The 22,208-nt window shown below is 60.7% G+C and carries 18 protein-coding genes and 2 tRNA genes; 16 read left to right on the forward strand and 4 right to left on the reverse strand.

The window, feature by feature from the left end; translation table 11 throughout:
* Positions 1-6 precede the first annotated feature (6 nt).
* From BLU52_RS01080 to BLU52_RS01125, 10 genes are all read left to right on the forward strand, one after another.
* Positions 7-1,386 (forward strand): N-acetylmuramoyl-L-alanine amidase, encoded by a 1,380-nt coding sequence (locus BLU52_RS01080; protein ID WP_394505899.1) that lies wholly within the window; start codon positions 7-9, stop codon positions 1,384-1,386.
* A complete protein-coding gene (gene mutL, locus BLU52_RS01085) occupies positions 1,383-3,290 on the forward strand; it encodes a DNA mismatch repair endonuclease MutL (RefSeq protein WP_090280761.1) in 1,908 nt (635 codons plus the stop codon). Before BLU52_RS01080 ends, mutL begins: the two co-directional genes overlap by 4 nt.
* Entirely contained in the window at positions 3,290-4,261 is a 972-nt protein-coding gene (gene miaA / locus BLU52_RS01090; protein WP_090280764.1) for a tRNA (adenosine(37)-N6)-dimethylallyltransferase MiaA, read from the forward strand. Before mutL ends, miaA begins: the two co-directional genes overlap by 1 nt.
* Before the next feature lie 95 nt (positions 4,262-4,356).
* The gene (gene hfq / locus BLU52_RS01095) at positions 4,357-4,623 is read left to right on the forward strand and encodes an RNA chaperone Hfq (RefSeq protein WP_090280768.1); all 267 of its coding nucleotides are present in this window, start codon (positions 4,357-4,359) and stop codon (positions 4,621-4,623) included.
* Positions 4,624-4,635: 12 nt separating this feature from the next.
* Positions 4,636-5,937, forward strand: a complete 1,302-nt coding sequence (gene hflX / locus BLU52_RS01100; RefSeq protein ID WP_090280771.1) for a ribosome rescue GTPase HflX — start codon at positions 4,636-4,638, stop codon at positions 5,935-5,937.
* Positions 5,938-6,033: 96 nt separating this feature from the next.
* Entirely contained in the window at positions 6,034-7,200 is a 1,167-nt protein-coding gene (gene hflK / locus BLU52_RS01105; RefSeq protein ID WP_039756854.1) for an FtsH protease activity modulator HflK, read from the forward strand.
* Positions 7,200-8,069 (forward strand): protease modulator HflC, encoded by an 870-nt coding sequence (gene hflC, locus BLU52_RS01110; protein ID WP_039756857.1) that lies wholly within the window; start codon positions 7,200-7,202, stop codon positions 8,067-8,069. The genes hflK and hflC overlap by 1 nt, the downstream gene beginning before the upstream one ends.
* 313 nt (positions 8,070-8,382) lie before the next feature.
* Entirely contained in the window at positions 8,383-9,570 is a 1,188-nt protein-coding gene (locus BLU52_RS01115; protein ID WP_090280774.1) for an ATP phosphoribosyltransferase regulatory subunit, read from the forward strand.
* A 54-nt stretch (positions 9,571-9,624) separates the two neighbouring features.
* Positions 9,625-10,914: an adenylosuccinate synthase gene (locus BLU52_RS01120; RefSeq protein WP_039756860.1), complete on the forward strand. Its 1,290-nt coding sequence runs from the start codon at positions 9,625-9,627 to the stop codon at positions 10,912-10,914.
* Between the two features lie 140 nt (positions 10,915-11,054).
* Entirely contained in the window at positions 11,055-12,989 is a 1,935-nt protein-coding gene (locus tag BLU52_RS01125; protein WP_090280778.1) for a methyl-accepting chemotaxis protein, read from the forward strand.
* Positions 12,990-13,079: 90 nt separating this feature from the next.
* On the opposite strand, the gene BLU52_RS01130 is transcribed toward BLU52_RS01125, so the two are convergent.
* The 4 genes from BLU52_RS01130 to BLU52_RS01145 form a co-directional block, all read right to left on the reverse strand.
* Positions 13,080-14,645 carry an ABC transporter permease gene (locus tag BLU52_RS01130; protein ID WP_090280781.1) on the reverse strand — a complete coding sequence of 522 codons (1,566 nt, stop codon included), beginning with the start codon at positions 14,643-14,645 and terminating at the stop codon, positions 13,080-13,082.
* Complete coding sequence (locus tag BLU52_RS01135; protein ID WP_090280784.1) at positions 14,645-15,655, reverse strand: extracellular solute-binding protein; 1,011 nt, start codon at positions 15,653-15,655, stop codon at positions 14,645-14,647. The genes BLU52_RS01130 and BLU52_RS01135 overlap by 1 nt, the downstream gene beginning before the upstream one ends.
* Positions 15,656-15,847: 192 nt before the next feature.
* Positions 15,848-15,934 (reverse strand) — tRNA-Leu (locus BLU52_RS01140).
* Positions 15,935-16,114: 180 nt separating this feature from the next.
* Positions 16,115-16,201: transfer RNA gene (locus tag BLU52_RS01145), tRNA-Leu, on the reverse strand.
* Positions 16,202-16,427: 226 nt separating this feature from the next.
* On the opposite strand from BLU52_RS01145, the gene rnr reads away from it, so the two are divergent.
* The 6 genes from rnr (at position 16,428) to rplI (ending at position 22,149) form a co-directional block, all read left to right on the forward strand.
* Positions 16,428-19,058 (forward strand): ribonuclease R, encoded by a 2,631-nt coding sequence (gene rnr, locus BLU52_RS01150; RefSeq protein WP_090280787.1) that lies wholly within the window; start codon positions 16,428-16,430, stop codon positions 19,056-19,058.
* Complete coding sequence (rlmB, locus tag BLU52_RS01155; RefSeq protein ID WP_090280791.1) at positions 19,055-19,819, forward strand: 23S rRNA (guanosine(2251)-2'-O)-methyltransferase RlmB; 765 nt, start codon at positions 19,055-19,057, stop codon at positions 19,817-19,819. Before rnr ends, rlmB begins: the two co-directional genes overlap by 4 nt.
* A gap of 252 nt (positions 19,820-20,071) precedes the next feature.
* Positions 20,072-20,494: a 30S ribosomal protein S6 gene (gene rpsF, locus BLU52_RS01160; RefSeq protein ID WP_016771938.1), complete on the forward strand. Its 423-nt coding sequence runs from the start codon at positions 20,072-20,074 to the stop codon at positions 20,492-20,494.
* A gap of 29 nt (positions 20,495-20,523) precedes the next feature.
* On the forward strand, positions 20,524-20,754 hold the full coding sequence (gene rpsR, locus BLU52_RS01165) for a 30S ribosomal protein S18 (protein ID WP_002551829.1): 231 nt from the start codon (positions 20,524-20,526) through the stop codon (positions 20,752-20,754).
* Positions 20,755-20,790: 36 nt separating this feature from the next.
* Positions 20,791-21,684, forward strand: coding sequence for a hypothetical protein (locus BLU52_RS01170; RefSeq protein ID WP_090280793.1), 894 nt, complete (start codon positions 20,791-20,793; stop codon positions 21,682-21,684).
* Between the two features lie 18 nt (positions 21,685-21,702).
* Positions 21,703-22,149, forward strand: a complete 447-nt coding sequence (gene rplI / locus BLU52_RS01175) for a 50S ribosomal protein L9 (protein WP_003221136.1) — start codon at positions 21,703-21,705, stop codon at positions 22,147-22,149.
* Positions 22,150-22,208: the final 59 nt, after the last annotated feature.

Consider the following 22,208-nt stretch of genomic DNA (forward strand, 5'->3'; position numbering starts at 1 on the left):
GGACTGATGTTGATGGCAGTAACCGTCAACGCTGTGGCCGATTCAAAGGTCAACAGCGTGCGCCTGTGGCGGGCGCCGGACAACACGCGACTGGTCTTCGACTTGAGCGGCCCGGTACAGCACAGCGTGTTCACCCTGACAGCCCCTGATCGGCTGGTGATCGACATCAATGGCGCCACCCTCGGCGCGCCGTTGAACGTGCAGACGGCGAACACGCCGATCACTGCGATGCGCTCGGCTCAGCGCACACCGACCGACCTGCGGGTGGTCATCGACCTGAAAAAAGCCGTCACCCCGAAAAGTTTCTCGCTGGCGCCGAACGCACAGTACGGCAACCGGCTGGTGGTCGACCTGTTCGACAACCCGGCCGATGCCGCGCCGCCGCCTGCGCCAACACCATCGGTGGCGACCGTGCCGGCAGTGCCGGTGACCCCGACTGAACCGGCGATCAAACTGCCGCCAGCCCCGGCCGGCAAGCGCGACATCATTGTGGTGATCGACGCCGGCCACGGCGGTGAAGACCCCGGTGCCTCCGGCTCGCGCGGCCAGCGTGAAAAAGACGTGGTGCTGCAGATCGCTCGCGAATTGCAGCGTCAGGTCAACGGCATGAAAGGCTTCCGTGCCGAGCTGACGCGTACCGGCGACTACTTCATTCCGTTGCGTGGGCGTACCGAAATTGCCCGCAAGAAGGGCGCCGACCTGTTCGTCTCGATTCACGCCGACGCCGCGCCATCCGCAGCAGCGTTCGGTGCATCGGTGTTTGCCCTGTCCGATCGCGGCGCTACGTCGGAAACTGCCCGTTGGCTGGCCGACAGCGAAAACCGTTCCGACCTGATCGGTGGTGCCGGCAACGTCAGCCTGGATGACAAGGACCGCATGCTCGCCGGCGTGCTGCTCGACCTGTCGATGACGGCCTCGCTGACTTCCAGTCTCAACGTCGGCCAGAAAGTCCTGACGAACATTGGCCGCGTTACGCCGCTGCACAAACAGCGCGTGGAACAGGCCGGGTTCATGGTACTGAAATCGCCGGACATCCCATCGATTCTGGTCGAAACCGGTTTTATCTCGAACGCCAACGAAGCCAACAAACTCTCGGCGTCGAGCCACCAGCAAGCGCTGGCCCGCTCGATCAGCAGCGGCGTGCGCCAGTTCTTCCAGCAGAACCCGCCGCCGGGCACCTACATCGCCTGGCTGCGTGATTCCGGCAAGATCGCCCAAGGCCCGCGCGATCACCGCGTCGGCCCCGGTGAGACGCTGGCGATGATCGGCGTGCGCTATCAAGTGTCGCCGGCCACGCTGCGTGCGGCGAACAACCTGAAAACCGATGAGCTGAAAGTCGGCCAGCACCTGACCATTCCCGGCACTGAACTGGCGTCGAAAGAATGAATCAGGTACTGAACAGCGCCCGCATCGAACTGTTGAGCCCGCGGCTGGCGAACCAGATTGCCGCCGGTGAGGTGGTCGAACGCCCGGCCTCGGTCATCAAGGAGTTGCTGGAAAACAGTCTCGATTCCGGCGCCAAGCGTATCGACGTCGATGTCGAGCAGGGCGGCGTCAAGTTGCTGCGGGTGCGTGACGACGGTAACGGCATTTCCGCCGACGACCTGCCGCTGGCGCTGGCCCGTCACGCCACCAGCAAGATTCGCAACCTCGAAGACCTCGAGCAGGTCATGAGCCTGGGTTTTCGCGGCGAGGCGCTGGCGTCGATCAGCTCCGTGGCGCGGCTGACCCTGACCTCGCGCACCCGCGACGCCGATCAGGCATGGCAGGTCGAGACCGAGGGCCGCGACATGGCGCCTCGCGTACAGCCCGCCGCGCACCCTGTCGGCACCTCGGTGGAAGTCCGTGACCTGTTTTTCAACACCCCGGCGCGGCGCAAATTCCTCAAGACCGAAAAAACCGAATTCGATCACCTGCAAGAGGTGATCAAGCGTCTGGCGCTGGCGCGTTTCGATGTGGCTTTCCATTTGCGCCATAACGGTAAAACCATCCTCAGCCTGCATGAGGCCCACGATGATGCGGCCCGCGCCCGGCGTGTGGCGGCGATCTGCGGCTCGGGTTTCCTTGAGCAGGCGCTGCCGATCGAGATCGAACGCAACGGTTTGCACCTGTGGGGCTGGGTCGGTTTGCCGACCTTCAACCGCAGTCAGGCCGATTTGCAGTATTTTTTTGTGAATGGCCGCGCGGTGCGCGACAAACTGGTTGCCCACGCGGTGCGTCAGGCCTATCGCGACGTGCTGTTCAACGGCCGCCACCCGACGTTCGCGCTGTTTTTCGAGGTCGATCCTGCGGCGGTTGACGTCAACGTGCACCCGACCAAGCACGAAGTGCGCTTTCGCGACGGGCGCATGGTCCATGACTTCCTGTATGGCACCTTGCACCGTGCGTTGGGCGACGTGCGTCCGGAAGACCAGTTGGCCGGCTCCGTGACCACGGCCATCGTGCGACCCAGCGGAATCGAGGCGGGCGAATTTGGCCCGCAAGGCGAAATGCGGCTTGCCGCGAATGCGTTGCTCGAGCAGCCGCAGGCGCAACCGGCGTTCAATACCTCGTCCGGTGCCAGTGCTGGCGGCGCTTATCAGTATCAGTACACGCCACGCCCGCAGTCGGCCCTGCCCGCTGCCGAGGCTCAAGCCGCTTACAAAGAATTTTTCGCGCCGCTGCCCGAGGCCAATGCCAGCGCGCTACCGACCGGCCAGGAAGATATTCCGCCGCTCGGCTATGCGCTGGCGCAGCTCAAGGGCATCTACATTCTTTCCGAGAACGCCCATGGCCTGGTGCTGGTGGACATGCATGCTGCCCATGAGCGGATCATGTACGAACGCCTGAAGATCGCCATGGCCAGTGAAGGCCTGAGCGGTCAGCCGTTGCTGGTGCCGGAGTCGCTGGCCGTGAGTCAGCGCGAAGCCGATTGCGCCGAAGAGCACGCCGCGTGGTTCCAGCGGCTGGGCTTCGAATTGCAGCGGCTGGGCCCGGAAACCCTGGCGATCCGGCAGATTCCGGCGTTGCTCAAGCAGGCCGAGGCCAACCGTCTGGTCGGCGACGTGCTGTCGGACCTGATGGAATACGGCACCAGCGACCGCATTCAGGCGCACCTCAACGAATTGCTCGGCACCATGGCCTGCCACGGCGCGATTCGCGCCAACCGCCGCCTGGCCCTGCCGGAAATGAACGGCCTGCTGCGTGACATGGAAAACACCGAGCGCAGCGGTCAATGCAACCATGGCCGACCGACCTGGACCCAACTGGGTCTGGACGATCTGGACAAACTGTTCCTGCGCGGTCGTTGATGAGCCAGCTTCCTCCAGCGATTTTCCTGATGGGCCCGACCGCTGCGGGCAAGACCGACCTGGCCATCGAGCTGACCAAAGTGCTGCCGTGCGAGCTGATCAGTGTCGATTCGGCGCTGGTCTATCGCGGCATGGACATCGGCACCGCCAAGCCTTCAAGAGCGCTCTTGGCCGAACATCCGCACCGCTTGATCGACATTCTTGATCCGGCCGAAGCCTATTCGGCTGCGGATTTTCGCCGCGATGCCCTGCAAGCCATGGCCGACATCACCGCACGCGGCAAAATTCCGCTGCTGGTGGGCGGCACCATGCTCTATTACAAGGCTTTGGTCGACGGACTGGCGGACATGCCTGCCGCCGATCCCGAGGTGCGCGCGCAGATCGAAGAAGAGGCCGCGCGCCTTGGCTGGCAGGCGCTGCACGATCAGTTGGCGCTCATCGATCCGGTGTCGGCGGCGCGGATTCATCCGAACGATCCGCAGCGCCTGAGTCGCGCCCTCGAAGTTTATCGCGTCAGCGGTCGCAGCATGACTGACCTGCGTCAGCAACAATCTGCGCAAAGTACCGAAGCAGCCGCTTCGGGACTGCAACAATTGCCCTATACTGTCGCGAACCTGGCCATTGCCCCGGCAGATCGCCAGGTACTGCATGAACGCATCAAACAAAGATTCACAAATATGTTGGAACAGGGATTCATCGACGAGGTCGTAGCCCTGCGTAATAGAAGTGACCTGCATGCCGGGTTGCCGTCTATACGTGCGGTAGGCTATCGCCAAGTCTGGGACTACCTGGATGGCAAGCTGACGTTGGCCGAAATGCAGGAGCGCGGCATCATCGCCACGCGCCAATTGGCCAAACGCCAGTTCACCTGGCTGCGCAGCTGGGAAGATTTACACTGGCTGGACAGTCTTGATTGCGACAATCTGCCACGCGCCTTGAAATACCTTGGGACCATCTCCATATTGAGCTGAGTCCTTGCAATTGCCGTCTATCCTTGGGGGTGTGGCGGCCAAAGCCATCTGAATTACCTATTTTTTATTATTGAATCCTTAAAGGAGTGCGGCACATGTCAAAAGGGCATTCGCTACAAGACCCTTACCTGAATACTTTACGTAAAGAGAAAGTCGGGGTTTCCATCTACCTGGTCAACGGTATCAAACTGCAAGGCACGATCGAGTCGTTCGACCAGTTCGTGATCCTGCTGAAGAACACCGTCAGCCAGATGGTTTACAAACACGCTATCTCGACCGTAGTGCCGGTTCGTCCGATTCGTCTGCCTAGCGCAACCGAAAACGAACAGGGCGACGCAGAGCCAGCTCCGGGTAACGCCTGATAGGAGTCTCCTTTGTTCTTTGAGCGCCACGGTGGTGGTGAACGAGTGATCCTCGTTCACTTGGATGGACAGGACCCTGAGGCGCGCGAAGATCCGCAGGAGTTTCAGGAGTTGGCTAATTCGGCCGGCGCCGAGACCGTTGCGTTTTTTAACGTGCCGCGTCATCGGCCAACCGCCAAATACCTGATTGGCAGCGGCAAGGTCGAAGAGCTACGCGACCTGGTCAAGGCTGAAGAAGCCGATCTGGTGATTTTCAATCACGTCCTCACGCCCAGCCAGGAACGCAACCTCGAACGTGTTTTCGAGTGTCGCGTGATCGACCGCACCGGTCTGATTCTCGATATTTTCGCCCAACGCGCCCGTACCCATGAAGGCAAGCTCCAGGTCGAACTGGCCCAGCTTGACCACATGAGCACCCGGCTGGTCCGCGGCTGGACGCACCTTGAGCGTCAGGGTGGCGGCATCGGCATGCGCGGTCCGGGTGAAACCCAGCTCGAAACCGACCGGCGTCTGCTGCGGGTGCGCCTGCGTCAGATCAAGGGGCGGCTGGAGAAGGTGCGCAGCCAGCGCGAGCAGTCGCGTCGCGGCCGTTCGCGGGCAGAGATTCCGACCGTATCGCTGGTCGGCTATACCAACGCCGGCAAGTCCACGCTGTTCAACAACGTGACGAAATCCGAGGTCTATGCGGCTGACCAGTTGTTCGCCACGCTCGACCCGACCCTGCGTCGTCTGGATCTGGATGACCTGGGGCCGATTGTCCTGGCCGACACGGTAGGTTTCATTCGGCACTTGCCGCACAAGCTGGTTGAAGCATTTCGGTCTACCCTCGAAGAGTCGAGCAACTCTGATCTGTTATTGCACGTCATCGACGCGGCGGAACCGGATCGCATGTTGCAGATCGAGCAGGTGATGGTGGTGCTGGGCGAGATTGGTGCCCAGGACTTGCCGATCCTCGAGGTCTATAACAAACTCGATTTGCTCGAAGGCGTCGAGCCGCAAATCCAGCGCGACGAAGACGGCAAGCCCCAGCGGGTCTGGTTGTCGGCGCGCGATGGCAGCGGTCTGGAATTGCTCGAACAGGCGATTGCCGAATTGCTCGGCAGTGATCTGTTTGTCGGTACCTTGCGTTTGCCGCAACGCTTCGCGCGACTGCGTGCGCAGTTTTTCGAACTCGGCGCGGTGCAGAAAGAAGAGCACGACGAAGAAGGTGTCAGTCTGCTGACCGTTCGTTTGCCCCGGATCGAGTTGAATCGACTGGTAAGCCGCGAAGGATTGCAGCCGATGGAATTCATCGAGCAACACACTTTGCAATAAAAGCCTGAAAAAGCGGTTGTGCCGCAACGGCAGGCATTCTGTAGCATTGGTCGGCGCGCCGTGGGTGCGTCTTTGCTTTATCAGATGGAGAGCGCTATGGCTTGGAATGAGCCGGGTGGCAACTCGAACAATCAGGATCCCTGGGGCGGCAAGCGCCGCAATAACGGCGACCGCAAGGGGCCACCGGATCTCGACGAGGCCTTCCGAAAGCTGCAGGAAAGCCTGAACGGGTTGTTCGGTGGTGGCAAGAAACGTGGTGATGACGGCGGTGGTTCGGGCAAGAGCAGTGGCGGCTTCGGCGGCCTGCTCGGCATCGGCCTGGTCGTGCTGGCGGCCGTCTGGCTGTACAGCGCCGTCTACGTGGTGGACGAGCAGGAGCAGGCCGTGGTGCTGCGCTTCGGCAAGTACTACGAGACTGTCGGCCCGGGCCTGAACATTTATTTCCCGCCGATCGACAAAAAGTACATGGAAAACGTGACGCGTGAGCGTGCGTACTCCAAGCAGGGCCAGATGCTCACTGAAGACGAAAACATCGTCGAAGTGCCGCTGACCGTGCAGTACAAGATCAGCAACCTGCAGGACTTCGTGCTGAACGTCGATCAGCCGGAAATCAGTCTGCAGCATGCGACTGAAAGTGCCCTGCGCCACGTGGTCGGTTCGACCGCCATGGACCAGGTGCTGACCGAAGGTCGTGAGTTGATGGCCAGCGAGATCAAGGAGCGTCTGCAACGTTTCCTCGATACCTATCGCACCGGTATCACCGTTACCCAGGTCAACGTACAGAGCGCAGCGGCACCGCGTGAAGTGCAGGAAGCCTTCGACGACGTGATCCGCGCCCGTGAAGACGAGCAGCGTTCGCGCAACCAGGCCGAAACCTACGCCAACGGCGTGGTGCCGGAAGCCCGTGGTCAGGCCCAGCGCATCATCGAAGATGCCAACGGTTACCGCGACGAAACGATCTCCCGCGCCAAGGGTGAGGCCGATCGCTTTACCAAACTGGTCGCCGAGTATCGCAAGGCACCTGAAGTCACCCGCGAGCGTCTGTACCTGGACACCATGCAGGAAGTCTTCAGCAACACCAGCAAGGTACTCGTGACCGGCAACAAGAACGGCCAGAGCAATCTGCTCTATCTGCCGTTGGACAAGATGATCCAGAACAGCTCGGGCAACGCACCGGTGACCGGTTCGGCCGCCAGCAACAACACGGACGTCACGCCGCATGTCACTGACGTGCCGCAGACACGTACAAGGGAGACCCGCTGATGAGCAATAAATCGCTGATCGCCCTGATCGTTGGCGTCGTTGTGGTACTGGTGGGCTGGAATTGCTTCTATATCGTCGCTCAGACCGAGCGCGCGGTGCTGCTGCAATTCGGTCGTGTGGTTCAGGCGGATGTCCAGCCGGGTCTGCATGTGAAGGTGCCTTACGTTAACCAGGTGCGTAAATTCGACGCACGCCTGTTGACGCTGGACGCACCGACGCAGCGCTTCCTGACCCTGGAAAAGAAAGCCGTGATGGTCGATGCCTACGCCAAGTGGCGAGTGAAAGATGCCGAGCGTTTCTACACCGCGACTTCCGGTCTCAAGCAGATTGCCGACGAGCGTTTGTCGCGTCGTCTGGAGTCGGGCCTGCGTGACCAGTTCGGCAAGCGCACCCTGCACGAAGTGGTGTCGGGTGAGCGCGATGCACTGATGGCTGACATCACTGCATCGCTGAACAAGATGGCGGAAAAGGAGCTGGGTATCGAAGTCGTCGATGTCCGGGTCAAGGCCATCGATCTGCCGAAGGAAGTGAACCGCAGCGTGTTCGAACGTATGAGCACCGAGCGTGAGCGTGAAGCTCGCGAGCACCGCGCCAAGGGTAACGAGCTGGCCGAAGGCATCCGTGCCGACGCTGATCGTCAACGCCGCGTGCTGCTGGCTGAAGCCTATCGTGAATCCGAAGAGGTTCGCGGTGATGGTGACGCCCAGGCCGCTGCGATCTATTCCAAGGCCTACGGCCAGGATCAGGAGTTCTACGGTTTCTACCGTAGCCTGCGTGCCTACCGTGAAAGCTTCGCGAACAAATCCGACGTCATGGTCCTCGACCCAAGCAGCGACTTCTTCCGTTATCTGGAAAAAGCCAAGCCTTGATGCGAAGTTGACCTGAATCGCTCCGCCCGGCGGCTAAATCCTCGGGCGGGGTGATCCTTTGGGAAAACGTGTGTATGATGCGGCAGCCGGGAAATTCCCGGCTTTTTTGCGTCTGCACGTTTGATTGCTGTTTTTTGTTGCAGGCATCGGGTTGAATGGCCCGAACGTTTTTCGAGGAAAGTGGTGGGCGAAGCCGGTAACAGGCCTTTTGCCGCGTCGTTCATGCGCGTGCGTTTTGAACGGGTCAACCATTTTCTGCTTCACTCAAGGCTCGCCCGCAGGCTGGCCGCCCGGATCAAAGGGGAATGGCGTAATGGCAACGGTAGACCGCTGGCTGCTGCCAGATGGCATCGAAGAAGTACTGCCACCGGAAGCGGCGCGCATCGAAGTCGCGCGTCGTCAGGTGTTGGATCTGTTCCAGAGCTGGGGTTACGAATTTGTCGTGACTCCCCATATCGAGTACCTGGAATCCCTGCTGACCGGTGCGGGCCAGGACCTGGATCTGCGCACCTTCAAGGTCATCGACCCGCAGTCGGGTCGGCAGATGGGATTCCGCGCCGACATCACACCGCAAGTCGCGCGCATCGATGCGCACACCCTGCGCCGCGAAGGCCCGAGCCGCCTGTGCTACGCCGGCAGCGTGCTGCACGCCCAGCCGCGGGCCTTGTCGTCCTCGCGCAGCCCGATCCAGTTGGGTGCCGAGTTGTACGGCGACGCCAGCCCGAGCAGCGACGTTGAAGTGATCAGCCTGATGCTGGCCATGCTGCAACTGGCCGACGTGCCGGACGTGCACATGGACCTTGGCCATGTCGGCATCTATCGGGGGCTGGCACGCGCCGCCGGTTTGTCGGGTGAAGTCGAACAGCAGTTGTTCGATGCGCTGCAACGCAAGGCCATCGACGAGGTCATTACCCTGACCGAAGGCTTGCCAGCGGATCTGTCCGACATGCTGCGCGCTTTGGTAGACCTGTGTGGCGGTCGCGAAGTGTTGAGCGCTGCGCGCGAGCGTCTGGCCAATGCGCCGGCGCCAGTGCTGGCGGCCCTGGAAGACTTGCTGGCGATTGCCGAGCGTCTTTCGGTGCGCTTCCCTGATCTGCCGTTGTACTTCGATCTGGGCGAACTGCGTGGCTACCACTACCACACCGGCGTGGTGTTCGCGGTGTTCGTACCGGGCGTCGGTCAGTCGATCGCTCAAGGTGGTCGCTACGATGACATCGGCGCCGATTTTGGTCGTGCCCGTCCGGCGACCGGTTTTTCCACCGATTTGAAAACCCTGGTGACCCTGGGGCGTGCTGAGATCGAGCTACCGTCTGGCGGTATCTGGATGCCTGACAGTACGGATGCGGCACTCTGGCAGCAGGTTTGCCAGTTGCGCAGTGAGGGTCAGCGTGTCGTTCAGGCCTTGCCTGGACAACCTTTGGCCGCCGCCCGTGATGCGGACTGCGACCGGCAATTGATTCAGCAGAACGGGCTTTGGCAAGTATCGCCACTGGCTTCTTGAGTTTTCCTGCCGGCCATCGCCGGCACCAAGTTTGCGCGAATGAGGACAAGTGTTATGGGTAAGAATGTCGTAGTCCTGGGCACCCAGTGGGGTGATGAGGGCAAAGGCAAGATCGTTGATCTGCTGACCGAACATGCTGCCGCCGTAGTGCGCTATCAGGGTGGCCACAACGCGGGCCACACGCTGGTGATTGACGGCGAGAAAACTGTCTTGCACCTGATCCCGTCGGGTGTGCTGCGCGAAGGCGTGCAGTGCCTGATCGGCAATGGCGTGGTCGTCGCACCTGATGCCCTGCTGCGCGAGATCACCAAGCTGGAAGAGAAAGGCGTACCGGTGCGTGAGCGTCTGCGTATCAGCCCGTCCTGCCCGCTGATCCTGTCCTTCCACGTTGCGCTGGACCAGGCCCGTGAAAAGGCCCGTGGCGAGCTGAAGATCGGCACTACCGGTCGCGGCATCGGACCAGCGTACGAAGACAAGGTTGCCCGTCGTGGCCTGCGTGTCGGCGACCTGCTGAACATGCCGCGCTTTGAAGACAAGCTGCGTGAACTGGTGGATTACCACAACTTCATGCTGGTTGGTTACTACAAAGAGCCGGCCATCGAGTTCGAAAAGACCCTGGCCGAGTGCAAGGAATACGCCGAGCTGCTCAAGCCGCTGATGCTCGACGTCACCGCTGAGCTGCACGACCTGCGACGTGCCGGCAAAGACATCATGTTCGAAGGCGCCCAGGGTTCGTTGCTCGACATCGACCACGGTACCTATCCGTACGTGACCAGCTCCAACACCACCGCGGGTGGCGTGGCAACTGGCTCCGGTGTTGGCCCGATGTTCCTCGATTACATCCTCGGCATCACCAAGGCGTACACCACGCGCGTCGGTTCGGGTCCGTTCCCGACTGAGCTGTTCGACGACGTTGGTGCTCACCTGGCCAAGCAAGGTCACGAGTTCGGCGCCACCACCGGCCGTGCCCGTCGCTGTGGCTGGTTCGACGCCGTCATCCTGCGTCGCGCTATCGATGTGAACAGCATCTCGGGCATCTGCCTGACCAAGCTGGACGTACTCGACGGTCTGGAAACCATTAACATCTGCGTCGGCTACAAAGACGCGCAGGGCAACGCTGTTGCTCCGACCGATGCTGACAGCTACGTCGGCCTGCAGCCGGTCTACGAAGAAGTGCCGGGCTGGAGCGAATCGACTGTGGGTGCCAAGACCCTGGAAGAGCTGCCGGCCAATGCTCGCGCCTACATCAAACGCGTCGAAGAGTTGATCGGCGCACCGATCGACATTATTTCGACGGGCCCGGACCGCAACGAAACCATCGTTCTGCGTCATCCGTTCGCTTGATAAGTTGTTGATGTAAAAAACAAAGGCCCCTTAATCGGGGCCTTTGTCGTTTATGCCTGTTGGACGGCATGACCTTTGCTGTGAATCTGTCTACAAGAGTGCCATCAAATTAATGGCGTCAGACGTAGAGGGATTTCAAAGTGTCGGCCGTTCTCTCACTGTTACAAAGCCGTTTGCTGCGGCCCGTGTTCGTTACCTTGGGTATCGCCCTTTTGGTGCAAGTGTTGGTGGCCGTTGCCCTGACGCGGAGCACCGTCACGGCGCTGGAAGCGGATCTGGCGACGCGCCTGGGAACCGACAGCCAGAAGCTGTCCGGCGAACTGGAGCAGGCCGGGCGGGAGGTTACTTCCAGCCTCGACGCTTTGTCCGCCAGTACCCGGCAGCGACTCACCGCTGGCCTGTCTTCACGCCTCAAAGAAGAGCAGGCGCAACTGCGTGCCATGCTGGAAAAGGACCTCAAGGATTCGGCCAATGACATGGCGCAGTTGCTCGCCTCCGTTGCTCCGCGGGCGATGTGGGACAGCGACGTACCGACCCTGTCGGAATTTGCCCGCCGCGCCCAGCGCAATCCCAACGTGTTGTTCGTGGTCTATGACGATGCCACCGGTCAGCACCTGACCCGCTACCTCAACCGGGAAAACCCGATCAACAAGGCCTTGCTGGAAAAAGGTCAGGGCGAGCGGGCGCTGGATAAAGTCCTCGATGCAGCGAAAAACGATCCCTCGGTTTATTACCTCGAAGCGTCGATCAATCCCAATGGTGTGGAGATCGGCAAGGTGCTGATGGGCGTTTCCACAGCCTCGGTGGAAACCGACCTGGTCGAACTCGACAAACGTTTCTCGGCGCTGATCGCCAGCAGCGATCAACTGGTCGGGGACAGCCTCAAAGGCGCCGCGGCGGACAGCGCAAAAGCCATGCAGGCGCGCCTGCAGTCGGCGCAGTCCACGGCTGGCGAGATGAAAGCCAATACCGCGCAGACCGTTCAAGAAGCGGCGGCGACGCTGCGCTGGCGCATCGGCCTCGGCCTGGCGCTGGTCGGTTGCGCGGTGCTGCTGTTGCTGGCGGTGGTGTTGGGCCATCGCGTAGTCAATCGCCTGAAAATGCTCAACGCGGCGATGGACGACCTGGCGGCGGGCGAGGGCGATCTGACCAAGCGTGTGCAGATCAACAGCAAGGACGAAATCGGCGACATGGCCTCGGCAGTCAATCGCTTTGTGGACAAGTTGCAGCCGATCGTGCGCGAAGCTGGCGATGTGGCGCAGCGTACTGGCGTGGAAATTGGCGCGATGACCCTGCGCAATGCGGGCGCCGATGCGGCGGCAGGCATGCAGCGTGATGAAGTTGCCGAGAGCCTGCGTGCGTTGTCGCAAATGGCCGACGAGGCGCAATCGGAAAGCCATGCGATGCAGGCTGCACTCAAGCAAGTGGTGGAAATCCGTCAGGCGACCGATGAAAACACCCGCACCTCGGCCAAGGTCGGTGGCCTGATCGAAGCGCTGGCCGGGCAGGTCGACACCGGGGCGAAAGTCATCGAGCGGCTGGCGCAGCAGAGTGAACAGATTGAAGTGGTGCTGACGGTTATCCACGGCATCGCAGAGCAAACCAACCTGCTGGCCTTGAACGCGGCGATTGAAGCTGCGCGTGCAGGCGAGACCGGTCGCGGTTTTGCAGTTGTGGCAGACGAAGTGCGCGCATTGGCGAGCAAGACGCAAAGCTCCACCGGCGACATCCAGGCGCACATCGTCGCGTTGCAGCAGGGCGCGCGCGAAGCGGTCGAGGCGATCGGCCAGGCCGGGCGTCAGGCCAGTGAAGGCTTGCTGGTATTGCGTGACAGTGCGCGACTGCAGCAATCGGTGCAGGCTTCGGTTGAACAGGTGCACGCAGCGATTGGCCTCGCGACACAAGCCGCAGCACATCAGGCGCAGGGTGCGCAGGCGGTGCGCGGGCGGGTCGAAACCATTCATGCCCAGGCTGAAAAAGCCGCGCAGGCGGTGGTGGAAACCACGGCCAGTGGCAAGGTGCTGGATGGTCTGGCGGCGCAGCTCAAAGCGAGCCTGGGGCAGTTCAGGGCTTGATGTTGATTGGGCTGGCCTCATCGCAAGCAGGCTCGCTCCTGCATTTGGAATGCGTTCCCTGTAGGAGTGAGCCTGCTCGCGATGGCTTTTTCAGCGGCTCAAATACATCCGGGTAGTCAGTAGATAAACCGGCAACCCCGACACCACAATCAACAACGCCGCATAAGGCGCCGCCGCCGCGAACTCGACATTCGCCGTATGCGCCCAGACCTCAGTCGCCAGCGTATTGAGCCCGGTCGGACTGAGTAGCAGCGTCGCCGTCAATTCCTTCATCGCATCGAGAAACACCAGCGCAAACGCCGCGCCCAGTGCCGGGAAAATGATCGGCAGCGTCACCCGGCAAAACGCCGTGAACGACGAAGCTCCGAGCGTGCGCGCAGCCTCTTCCAGCTGTGGGGCAGCCTTGTTCAGCGCGGTGCGAATCGGCGCCTGCGCCAGCGGCAGAAACAGCAGTGCATAAGCAATCAGCAGCAGTCCCGAGGTTTGATACAGCACTGGCACGTAGTGCAGAGCGAAATACACCAGCGTTAAAGCAATCACCAAGCCCGGCAGCGCGTGCAGCAGATATGGCAAGCGCTCGGCCCAGATCGCCAGTTGGCCTTTGTGGCGCACCACCAGCAGCCCAACCGGAACCGCCAGCAGCAGACACAGCGCCGCGCCACCCAGTGACAACGCCAGCGATGACAGCAGCGCTTCGGTAATCGCCGCTACCGGGAACGCCGCAGAAGAGCCCACCGCCAGCCAGTAAGCGAGCATTCCCAAAGGAACCCCGCTGCCGACAATCGCCAACGCCAGGCAGTACAGCTGACCGAGCGCAGTCCATGGTCCCAGGCGGACCTGTTCAGCCTGACGCGCTGCGCCTTGACCGGTGCGCACATGCCGGCCCTTGCCGCGCACGCGCAGTTCCAGCCACAGCAACAGCAGGCACAGCGCGAGCAATACTGCCGAGAGCATCGCTGCGTTGGCGTTGCTGAATTCCAGCTCGAACTGCTGATAGATCGCCGTGGTGAAAGTTTGCAGGCCGATGATCGACAGTGCTCCGAACTCGACCAGCATATGCAAGGCGATCAACAGCGAGCCGGCCAATAGCGATGGCCAAAGCAGTGGCAGGGTCACTCGGAAAAACACGCCCCAGCGATTCTGCCCTAGCGTGCGAGCGGACTCTTCAAGGGAAGGGTCAAGGTTGCGCAACGTTGCGGCGACCGGCAGAAAGATAAGTGGATACTTTGACAGGCTCATCACCAGAATCGCCCCGCCAAGGCCTTCGAACTGTGCGCTCAGCGAAACCCAGGTGAAGCTGCTGACAAACGCCGGCACCGCGAACGGCAGGCACAGGATCACGCCCCACAGGCGCCGCCCCGGCAGATTGCTGCGCTCCAACAGCCAGGCCAGCGACAAGCCGATCACGCCGCAAGTGATCGTTACGCCGACCATCAGCGCCAGGGTGTTGCGCAACAATCCAAACACATACGGGCGCCACAGCAAATGCAGCGCTTCGGCCCAACCCGCCTGCCACGCTTTGAGCCCGACATAGGCCAGCGGCAACAGGCTCAACACCACCAGCAACAACACGGGCAGCAGCAGCCAGGCCGACGGCCGTTTGCGTTTCGGCACGTAACCCCCGCGCGCGGCGGGGGCGGATAACGATGCGCTCATCAGTTCAAGCCAACTTCGCGTTCCAGTTCCAGCGCTTCCTCAGCATTGCCCAGATCGGCCGGCGTCACATTCGGTGCTTCCAGTTCGCTGAACGGCTTGAGCCCGCGATCCGACTCCATGCCTTTGTGCAGCGGATATTCGGCGGTGGTCTGGGTGATCACGCGCTGACCTTCTTCGCTGGCCATGTAGGCGAGGAATTGCTGGGCTTCTTTTGGATGTTTGCTGGACTTCAGCACGGCAGCGCTGGACACGGTGATCAGGCCGCCAGCGTCACCGCCGGTGAAGTAGTGCAGTTTCGAATCGAGCTTGCCTTTTTCGCGTTGCAGGGCGAACCAGTAGTAATTGTTCACCAGCACGGTAGCGACCTCACCGTTCTCCACGGCTTTGAGCGCGACCATGTTGTTGCTGTAAGTCTTGCCGAATGCGCGCAGGCCGGTCAGCCATTCTTCGGCGGCGTCACGCCCGTGCAGCTTGATGATCGCCACGGCCTGTTCCTGGAATGCGCCGCTGGTCGGCACGAAACCGACCTTGCCTTGCCATTGCGGCTCGGAAAATTCCATCACCGATTTCGGCAGGTCTTTTTCGTCGATCAGTTTCGGGTTGAACGCAACCACGCGCACACGAGCGGTGACGCCGATCCAGGTGCCGTTGGCGGCTACGTATTTTTCCGGCAGCACCGCCAGGGTTGCGGCGTCGGCCTTCGCCAGCAGGCCTTGTTCGCCGAGGTTGTTCAGCGGCGGCGACTCTTCGGTGTAGATCACGTCGGCGGGGGAGCGGTCGCCTTCTTCGATGATCTGGCTGGCGAGCTGATTGCTGCTGCCTTTACGGACGTTGACGTGAATGCCGGTCTTGGCTTCGAAAGCCTTGGCAATCGCATCGCCGACTTCCTTGTGCTGGCCGTTGTACAGAGTCAGGGAAACCGCATCGGCTGCCTGGGTGAGGGGAGTGGCGAGCGCCAGGCCGAGGAGGGTGAAGGTCAGGCCTCGGCGCAGGGTATTTCGAAACGTCATTCGCAGGGTTCCTCACTGTCGCATTGCAAAAACTTGCAACAATGATAAACGATATTGGTTCTCAGATGCGCCTTGCGCGGGCATTGGCGTTTTGAGAACTGCTGAGGCGATTGACGTTTCCGAAGGCCGGAAACGCAAAAACCCGCTTTCGCGGGTTTCTGTGGAATTCAAGGCCTGACCTTGAATTTGAATTGGTGCCCAGAAGAAGACTCGAACTTCCACGACCGTAAGGTCACCAGCACCTGAAGCTGGCGTGTCTACCAATTTCACCATCTGGGCAATCATCGCGAGCGTTGCCGCTGTTGATGTGGCGCACTATACGGAGCGCATTTTGATCTGTAAACCCCTGATTTAATTTTAATAAATCGGTTTTAAGAAAACCCGGGCTTAGAATGCAAAAAACCCGCTTTCGCGGGTTTTGTGTGAGCCTTGAAACTGATCTAGTCTCAAGCTCGAAATTGGTGCCCAGAAGAAGACTCGAACTTCCACGACCGTAAGGTCACCAGCACCTGAAGCTGGCGTGTCTACCAATTTCACCATCTGGGCAGTATCGTCAACGCATCTGCGTCGTCAATGGCGCGCACTATACGGAGGGTCTTTTGGGGTGTAAACCCCTGTTGGCAAAAAATATGATTTTTTTTACCAGCGGTGGTCAAAATGGCTTTCGGACGGCAGATCATGGCATCAGTTGCGCCTTATATAGCCGGAAATTTCCCGTTTCATGGCGCCTATGCCAAACTAACCCGCATATAGACAAGGTGAAAACTCTCTAATGGCCGATTGGCAGTCCCTCGATCCCGAGGCCGCTCGTGAAGCGGAAAAATACGAAAACCCTATTCCTAGCCGCGAACTGATCCTGGCGCATCTCGCCGATCGTGGTTCGCCGGCTGCCCGCGAACAACTGGTCGAAGAGTTCGGTCTGACCACCGAAGACCAGATTGAAGCCCTGCGCCGCCGTCTGCGCGCCATGGAACGCGACGCTCAACTGATCTACACCCGCCGTGGCACCTATGCGCCGGTGGACAAGCTGGATCTGATCCTCGGTCGCATCAGCGGTCACCGTGACGGTTTCGGCTTCCTGGTGCCGGACGACGGCAGCGACGACCTGTTCATGAGCCCGGCGCAAATGCGTCTGGTGTTCGATGGCGACCGTGCGCTGGCCCGCGTTTCCGGCCTCGACCGTCGCGGTCGTCGCGAGGGTGTGATCGTTGAGGTTGTGTCCCGCGCTCACGAAACCATCGTCGGTCGTTACTTCGAAGAAGGCGGCATCGGTTTTGTGGTTGCCGACAACCCGAAGATCCAGCAGGAAGTGCTGGTCACGCCGGGCCGCAACGCCAACGCGCAGATCGGTCAGTTCGTCGAGGTGAAAATCACCCACTGGCCGACGCCACGCTTCCAGCCGCAAGGCGATGTGGTCGAAGTGGTCGGCAACTACATGGCGCCGGGCATGGAAATCGATGTTGCCCTGCGTACCTACGACATTCCGCACGTCTGGCCTGAAGCCGTACTGAAGGAAGCCGGCAAGCTCAAGCCGGAAGTCGAAGAAAAAGACAAAGAGAAGCGCGTCGATCTGCGTCACCTGCCGTTCGTCACTATCGACGGCGAAGATGCCCGCGACTTCGATGATGCGGTTTACTGCGAAGCCAAGCCGGGCAAGCTGCGCCTGTTCTCCGGCGGCTGGAAGTTGTACGTGGCGATTGCCGACGTTTCCAGCTACGTGAAAATCGGCTCGGCGCTGGACAACGAAGCGCAGGTGCGCGGCAACTCGGTGTACTTCCCCGAGCGTGTGATCCCGATGCTGCCGGAGCAACTGTCCAACGGCCTGTGCTCGCTGAACCCGCATGTAGATCGTCTGGCCATGGTCTGCGAGATGACCATCTCCAAGTCTGGCGAAATGACCGACTACTGCTTCTATGAGGCGGTGATTCACTCCCACGCCCGTCTGACCTACAACAAGGTCAGCGCGATGCTGGAAACGCCCAAGGTGGCCGAAGCGCGCAAACTGCGCGGCGAGTACACCGACGTCGTACCGCACCTGAAGCAGCTTTATGCGCTGTACAAAGTGCTGTTGGCAGCCCGCCACGTACGTGGCGCGATCGATTTCGAAACGCAGGAAACCCGGATCATCTTCGGTTCCGAGCGCAAGATCGCCGAAATCCGTCCGACCATCCGCAACGATGCGCACAAGCTGATCGAGGAATGCATGCTGGCGGCCAACGTGGCCACCGCCGAATTCCTCAAGAAGCACGAAATTCCTGCGTTGTATCGCGTTCACGCCGGTCCGCCGCCGGAGCGTCTGGAAAAACTGCGCGCGTTCCTGGGCGAGCTTGGCCTGTCCCTGCACAAAGGCAAGGACGGTCCGTCACCGAAGGACTACCAGGCCTTGCTGGCGGGCATCAAGGATCGTCCGGATTTCCATCTGATCCAGACCGTCATGCTGCGCTCGCTGAGTCAGGCGGTGTACAGCGCTGAAAACGACGGCCACTTCGGCCTGAATTACGAAGCCTATACCCACTTCACTTCGCCGATCCGTCGTTATCCGGACCTGCTGACGCACCGCGCGATCCGCAGCGTGATCCATTCGAAGCAGGATACCCCGCACGTTCGCCGTGCCGGTGCGATGACCATTCCGAAGGCGCGCATCTATCCATACGACGAGGCAGCGCTGGAGCAGCTCGGCGAGCAGTGCTCGATGAGCGAGCGCCGCGCCGACGAAGCGACCCGCGACGTAGTGAACTGGCTCAAGTGCGAGTTCATGAAGGACCGCGTCGGTGAGTCGTTCCCGGGCGTGATCACCGCAGTGACCGGTTTTGGTCTGTTCGTCGAGCTGACCGACATTTATGTCGAGGGGCTGGTCCACGTCACGGCGCTGCCGGGCGATTACTACCACTTCGATCCCGTGCATCACCGTTTGGCGGGCGAGCGCACTGGGCGCAGCTTCCGTCTTGGCGATACGGTTGAAGTGCGGGTCATGCGCGTCGACCTCGACGAGCGCAAGATCGACTTCGAGATGGCGGAAAAAACCATCAGCGCGCCGATCGGCCGCAAAAAGCGGGGCGCTGAAACCGCCGTACCGGCTGCCAAGGCTGCTGAAGACAAGGCACCGTCGAAAAGCGCCAGCCGTCGTCCGGCCAAGGAAAAAGCAGCAGAAGCCTATCGCCCGAGCGATGCCGTGGCGAAAAACGCCGAGCTGCGTAAAAGCCGCGAAATGAAGAAGGCCTTGCTCGCCGATGCAAAAAGCGGTGGTAAAGCGGCGTCTGGGGGAAAGACCGGACGGTCGGCGCCTGAAAAGGCTTCCGGCGGCAAGCCAGCCAAACCGAGCAAGCACCGCAAGGGCCCGCCAAAAGCGGGTTCCGCTCCAGCCAAAAGTGGCGGAGCCCGTAAACCGAAGGCGAAGTCATGAGTCAGTTGGAAAAAATCTACGGCGTTCACGCGGTAGAAGCGTTGCTGCGTCACCACCCAAAACGCGTCAAGCAGATCTGGCTGGCGGAAAGCCGCAACGATCCACGGGTGCAGACCCTGGTTGAGCTGGCTAACGAAAATCGTGTTCAGGTCGGCCAGGCCGAGCGCCGCGAAATGGACGCCTGGGTCGAAGGCGTCCATCAAGGTGTGGTAGCGGAAGTGAGCCCGAGCCAGGTCTGGGGCGAAGCGATGCTCGACGAGTTGCTCGATCGCACCGAAGGCGCGCCGCTGCTGCTGGTGCTCGACGGCGTGACCGATCCGCACAACCTCGGCGCCTGCCTGCGCTCGGCCGATGCGGCCGGCGCGCTGGCAGTCATCGTACCGAAAGACAAGTCGGCGACTTTGACGCCCGTGGTGCGCAAAGTCGCCTGCGGTGCGGCGGAAGTGATTCCGCTGGTGGCGGTGACCAACCTCGCCCGTACGCTGGAGAAACTTCAGCAGCGCGGTTTGTGGGTGGTCGGTACGGCGGGCGAGGCCGAGGTCAGCATTTATGACCAGGACCTGACCGGCCCGACCATCCTGATCATGGGCGCCGAAGGCAAAGGCATGCGTCGCCTGACTCGCGAGCACTGCGACTATCTGGTAAACCTGCCGATGGCCGGTAGCGTCAGCAGTCTCAACGTCTCGGTCGCCACCGGCGTATGTCTGTTCGAAGCCCAGCGCCAGCGTGGCGCCAAAGCGCGCGCTTCGCGCAAGCCATAAGTCATAAGCTGCGAGCTTCAAGTGAAAAGCGGTCCGCTTGTAGCTTGTAGCTTGTAGCTTGTAGCTTGTAGCTTGTAGCTGCTGTTCATTTATTCACCAATTACCTTGCACCCCCGCAGTCCCTTCTCTACAATTGCGCCCCTTGCTGTGGCGGCAGGCACGCATGTGCCCCGGGCCGGCAAGTCCATAAGTGTCATTCACTCCTTGTCTGACCGTTTTTGAGCGGCAGGCTACAACCCGTAAGGAGCATTCATGCGTCATTACGAAATCATCTTTCTGGTCCACCCGGATCAGAGCGAGCAAGTCGGCGGCATGGTTGAGCGTTACACCAAGCTGATCGAAGAAGACGGCGGCAAAATCCACCGTCTGGAAGATTGGGGCCGTCGTCAACTGGCCTACGCAATCAACAATGTTCACAAGGCTCACTACGTGATGCTGAACGTTGAGTGCACTGGCAAGGCCCTGGCCGAGCTGGAAGACAACTTCCGCTACAACGATGCAGTGATCCGTAACCTGGTCATCCGTCGCGACGAAGCCGTTACCGGCCAGTCCGAGATGCTCAAGGCTGAAGAAAACCGCAGTGAGCGCCGTGAGCGTCGCGACCGTCCTGAGCACGAAGGCGCCGAAGGCACCGACAGTGATGACAGCGACAACAGCGATAACGCTGACGAGTAATCCACGGACCTTATTAAGGAGCCTATCAAATGGCACGTTTCTTCCGTCGTCGTAAATTCTGCCGCTTCACCGCTGAAGACGTGAAAGAGATCGATTACAAAGATCTCAACACTCTGAAAGCCTACGTATCCGAGACCGGCAAAATCGTTCCAAGCCGTATCACCGGTACCAAAGCTCGTTATCAGCGTCAGCTGGCCACCGCTATCAAGCGCGCCCGCTTCCTGGCCCTGCTGGCCTACACCGACAGCCACGGCCGCTGAGACCGGGCAGTCGACAAGTAGCAAAGGATTGAATGCATGCGCGCCTTAGCTGAGTTCATCATGCGCGGCCGTATGCAGGCCACTCTCGTGGTGGCCGGATGTGCAACATTGCCGTTGTTGTATTGGTTGGGTGCTGTCGCGGGGAGCCTTGTGCTGCTGCGGCGCGGACTGACGGACGCCCTGGGTGTTCTGTCTCTGGGACTGCTGCCGGCGTTGATCTGGTGGCTGTATGCCGATGACCCACGGGCGCTTCTGGTGCTGCTGGGGTCTTCGGGGCTTGCGCTGGTTTTGCGCGCAAGCGAGTCCTGGGTCCGTACGCTGCTGGTCAGCGTAGCAATGGGCGTGGTGTTTTCAGTGGTGCTCGGGGCCGCGTTTGCGGCCCAGATCGAGATGCTCGCGCAGGCCTTGATAAAGGTCATGCCGGCGCTTCTTGGGGAAACCTACAAGCAATTGTCGGTGGATGAGCAAGCGCGTTTCGCGTCACTGATTGCACCGGTCCTGACCGGACTGATTGCGGCATTGTTGCAAATCGTCAGCGTGCTGAGCCTGATTGTCGGGCGGCATTGGCAGGCGTTGTTGTACAACCCGGGCGGTTTTGGTCGCGAGTTTCGCGCCATCCGCATTCCGCTGGGGCCGGCGATGTTACTGCTGGCGTTGATGCTTCTGGGCCCGAATCTCGGTGCACAGATGGCCATGTTGACGCCGTTGTGCAGTGTACCGCTGGTGTTCGCCGGGCTGGCCCTGATTCACGGGCTGGTCGGGCAGAAGCGACTGGCCGGTTTCTGGCTGGTGGGGTTGTACGTCACGCTGCTGTTGTTCATGCAGCTGATCTATCCGTTGCTCGTGGTTCTGGCCATTGTCGACAGCCTGATTGATTTTCGCGGTCGTCACGTGTCGAAAGACACCGACAGCGCGAACGGTGAAGGTTAAAAGTTAGAGGATTTTCACATGCAACTGATCCTTCTGGAAAAAATCGCCAACCTGGGCAACCTGGGCGACAAAGTAAACGTTAAGGCCGGTTACGGCCGTAACTACCTGCTGCCTTTCGGCAAGGCTACCGCTGCGACCGCTGCCAACCTGGCTGCGTTCGAAGAGCGTCGCGCCGAGCTGGAAAAAGCCGCCGCAGACCGTAAGGCATCGGCTGAAAGCCGTGCTGCCCAACTGGCCGAGCTGGAAGTGACCATCACTGCCACCGCTGGCGACGAAGGCAAGCTGTTCGGTTCGATCGGTACTCACGACATCGCTGACGCACTGACCGCTTCCGGCGTTGAAGTGCAGAAGAGCGAAGTTCGTCTGCCGAACGGCACCATCCGCAACGTGGGTGAATTCGACGTAGCCGTGCACCTGCACGCTGAAGTTGAAGCCACCGTACGCGTTGTCGTGGTAGCAGCTTAAGCAACACCGGATCGGCTGGCGGCTTGTCCGTCAGGCGGTTAACATCGGGCACGATCCTG

The sequence above is a fragment of the Pseudomonas granadensis genome, from assembly GCF_900105485.1.
GTDB classification, from domain to species: Bacteria; Pseudomonadota; Gammaproteobacteria; order Pseudomonadales; family Pseudomonadaceae; genus Aquipseudomonas; species Aquipseudomonas granadensis.

What these genes read in the sequence shown, in the direction of transcription:
- BLU52_RS01130 (WP_090280781.1), bottom strand. Translation starts at nt 14,645, where the DNA reads ATGAGCGCATCGTTATCCGCCCCCGCCGCGCGCGGGGGTTACGTGCCG.
- BLU52_RS01120 (WP_039756860.1), top strand. Translation starts at nt 9,625, where the DNA reads ATGGGTAAGAATGTCGTAGTCCTGGGCACCCAGTGGGGTGATGAGGGC.
- rlmB (WP_090280791.1), top strand. Translation starts at nt 19,055, where the DNA reads ATGAGTCAGTTGGAAAAAATCTACGGCGTTCACGCGGTAGAAGCGTTG.
- hflC (WP_039756857.1), top strand. Translation starts at nt 7,200, where the DNA reads ATGAGCAATAAATCGCTGATCGCCCTGATCGTTGGCGTCGTTGTGGTA.
- BLU52_RS01135 (WP_090280784.1), bottom strand. Translation starts at nt 15,655, where the DNA reads ATGACGTTTCGAAATACCCTGCGCCGAGGCCTGACCTTCACCCTCCTC.
- hfq (WP_090280768.1), top strand. Translation starts at nt 4,357, where the DNA reads ATGTCAAAAGGGCATTCGCTACAAGACCCTTACCTGAATACTTTACGT.
- BLU52_RS01170 (WP_090280793.1), top strand. Translation starts at nt 20,791, where the DNA reads ATGCGCGCCTTAGCTGAGTTCATCATGCGCGGCCGTATGCAGGCCACT.
- miaA (WP_090280764.1), top strand. Translation starts at nt 3,290, where the DNA reads ATGAGCCAGCTTCCTCCAGCGATTTTCCTGATGGGCCCGACCGCTGCG.
- mutL (WP_090280761.1), top strand. Translation starts at nt 1,383, where the DNA reads ATGAATCAGGTACTGAACAGCGCCCGCATCGAACTGTTGAGCCCGCGG.
- hflK (WP_039756854.1), top strand. Translation starts at nt 6,034, where the DNA reads ATGGCTTGGAATGAGCCGGGTGGCAACTCGAACAATCAGGATCCCTGG.
- BLU52_RS01115 (WP_090280774.1), top strand. Translation starts at nt 8,383, where the DNA reads ATGGCAACGGTAGACCGCTGGCTGCTGCCAGATGGCATCGAAGAAGTA.
- BLU52_RS01080 (WP_394505899.1), top strand. Translation starts at nt 7, where the DNA reads ATGTTGATGGCAGTAACCGTCAACGCTGTGGCCGATTCAAAGGTCAAC.
- rplI (WP_003221136.1), top strand. Translation starts at nt 21,703, where the DNA reads ATGCAACTGATCCTTCTGGAAAAAATCGCCAACCTGGGCAACCTGGGC.
- rnr (WP_090280787.1), top strand. Translation starts at nt 16,428, where the DNA reads ATGGCCGATTGGCAGTCCCTCGATCCCGAGGCCGCTCGTGAAGCGGAA.
- rpsF (WP_016771938.1), top strand. Translation starts at nt 20,072, where the DNA reads ATGCGTCATTACGAAATCATCTTTCTGGTCCACCCGGATCAGAGCGAG.
- rpsR (WP_002551829.1), top strand. Translation starts at nt 20,524, where the DNA reads ATGGCACGTTTCTTCCGTCGTCGTAAATTCTGCCGCTTCACCGCTGAA.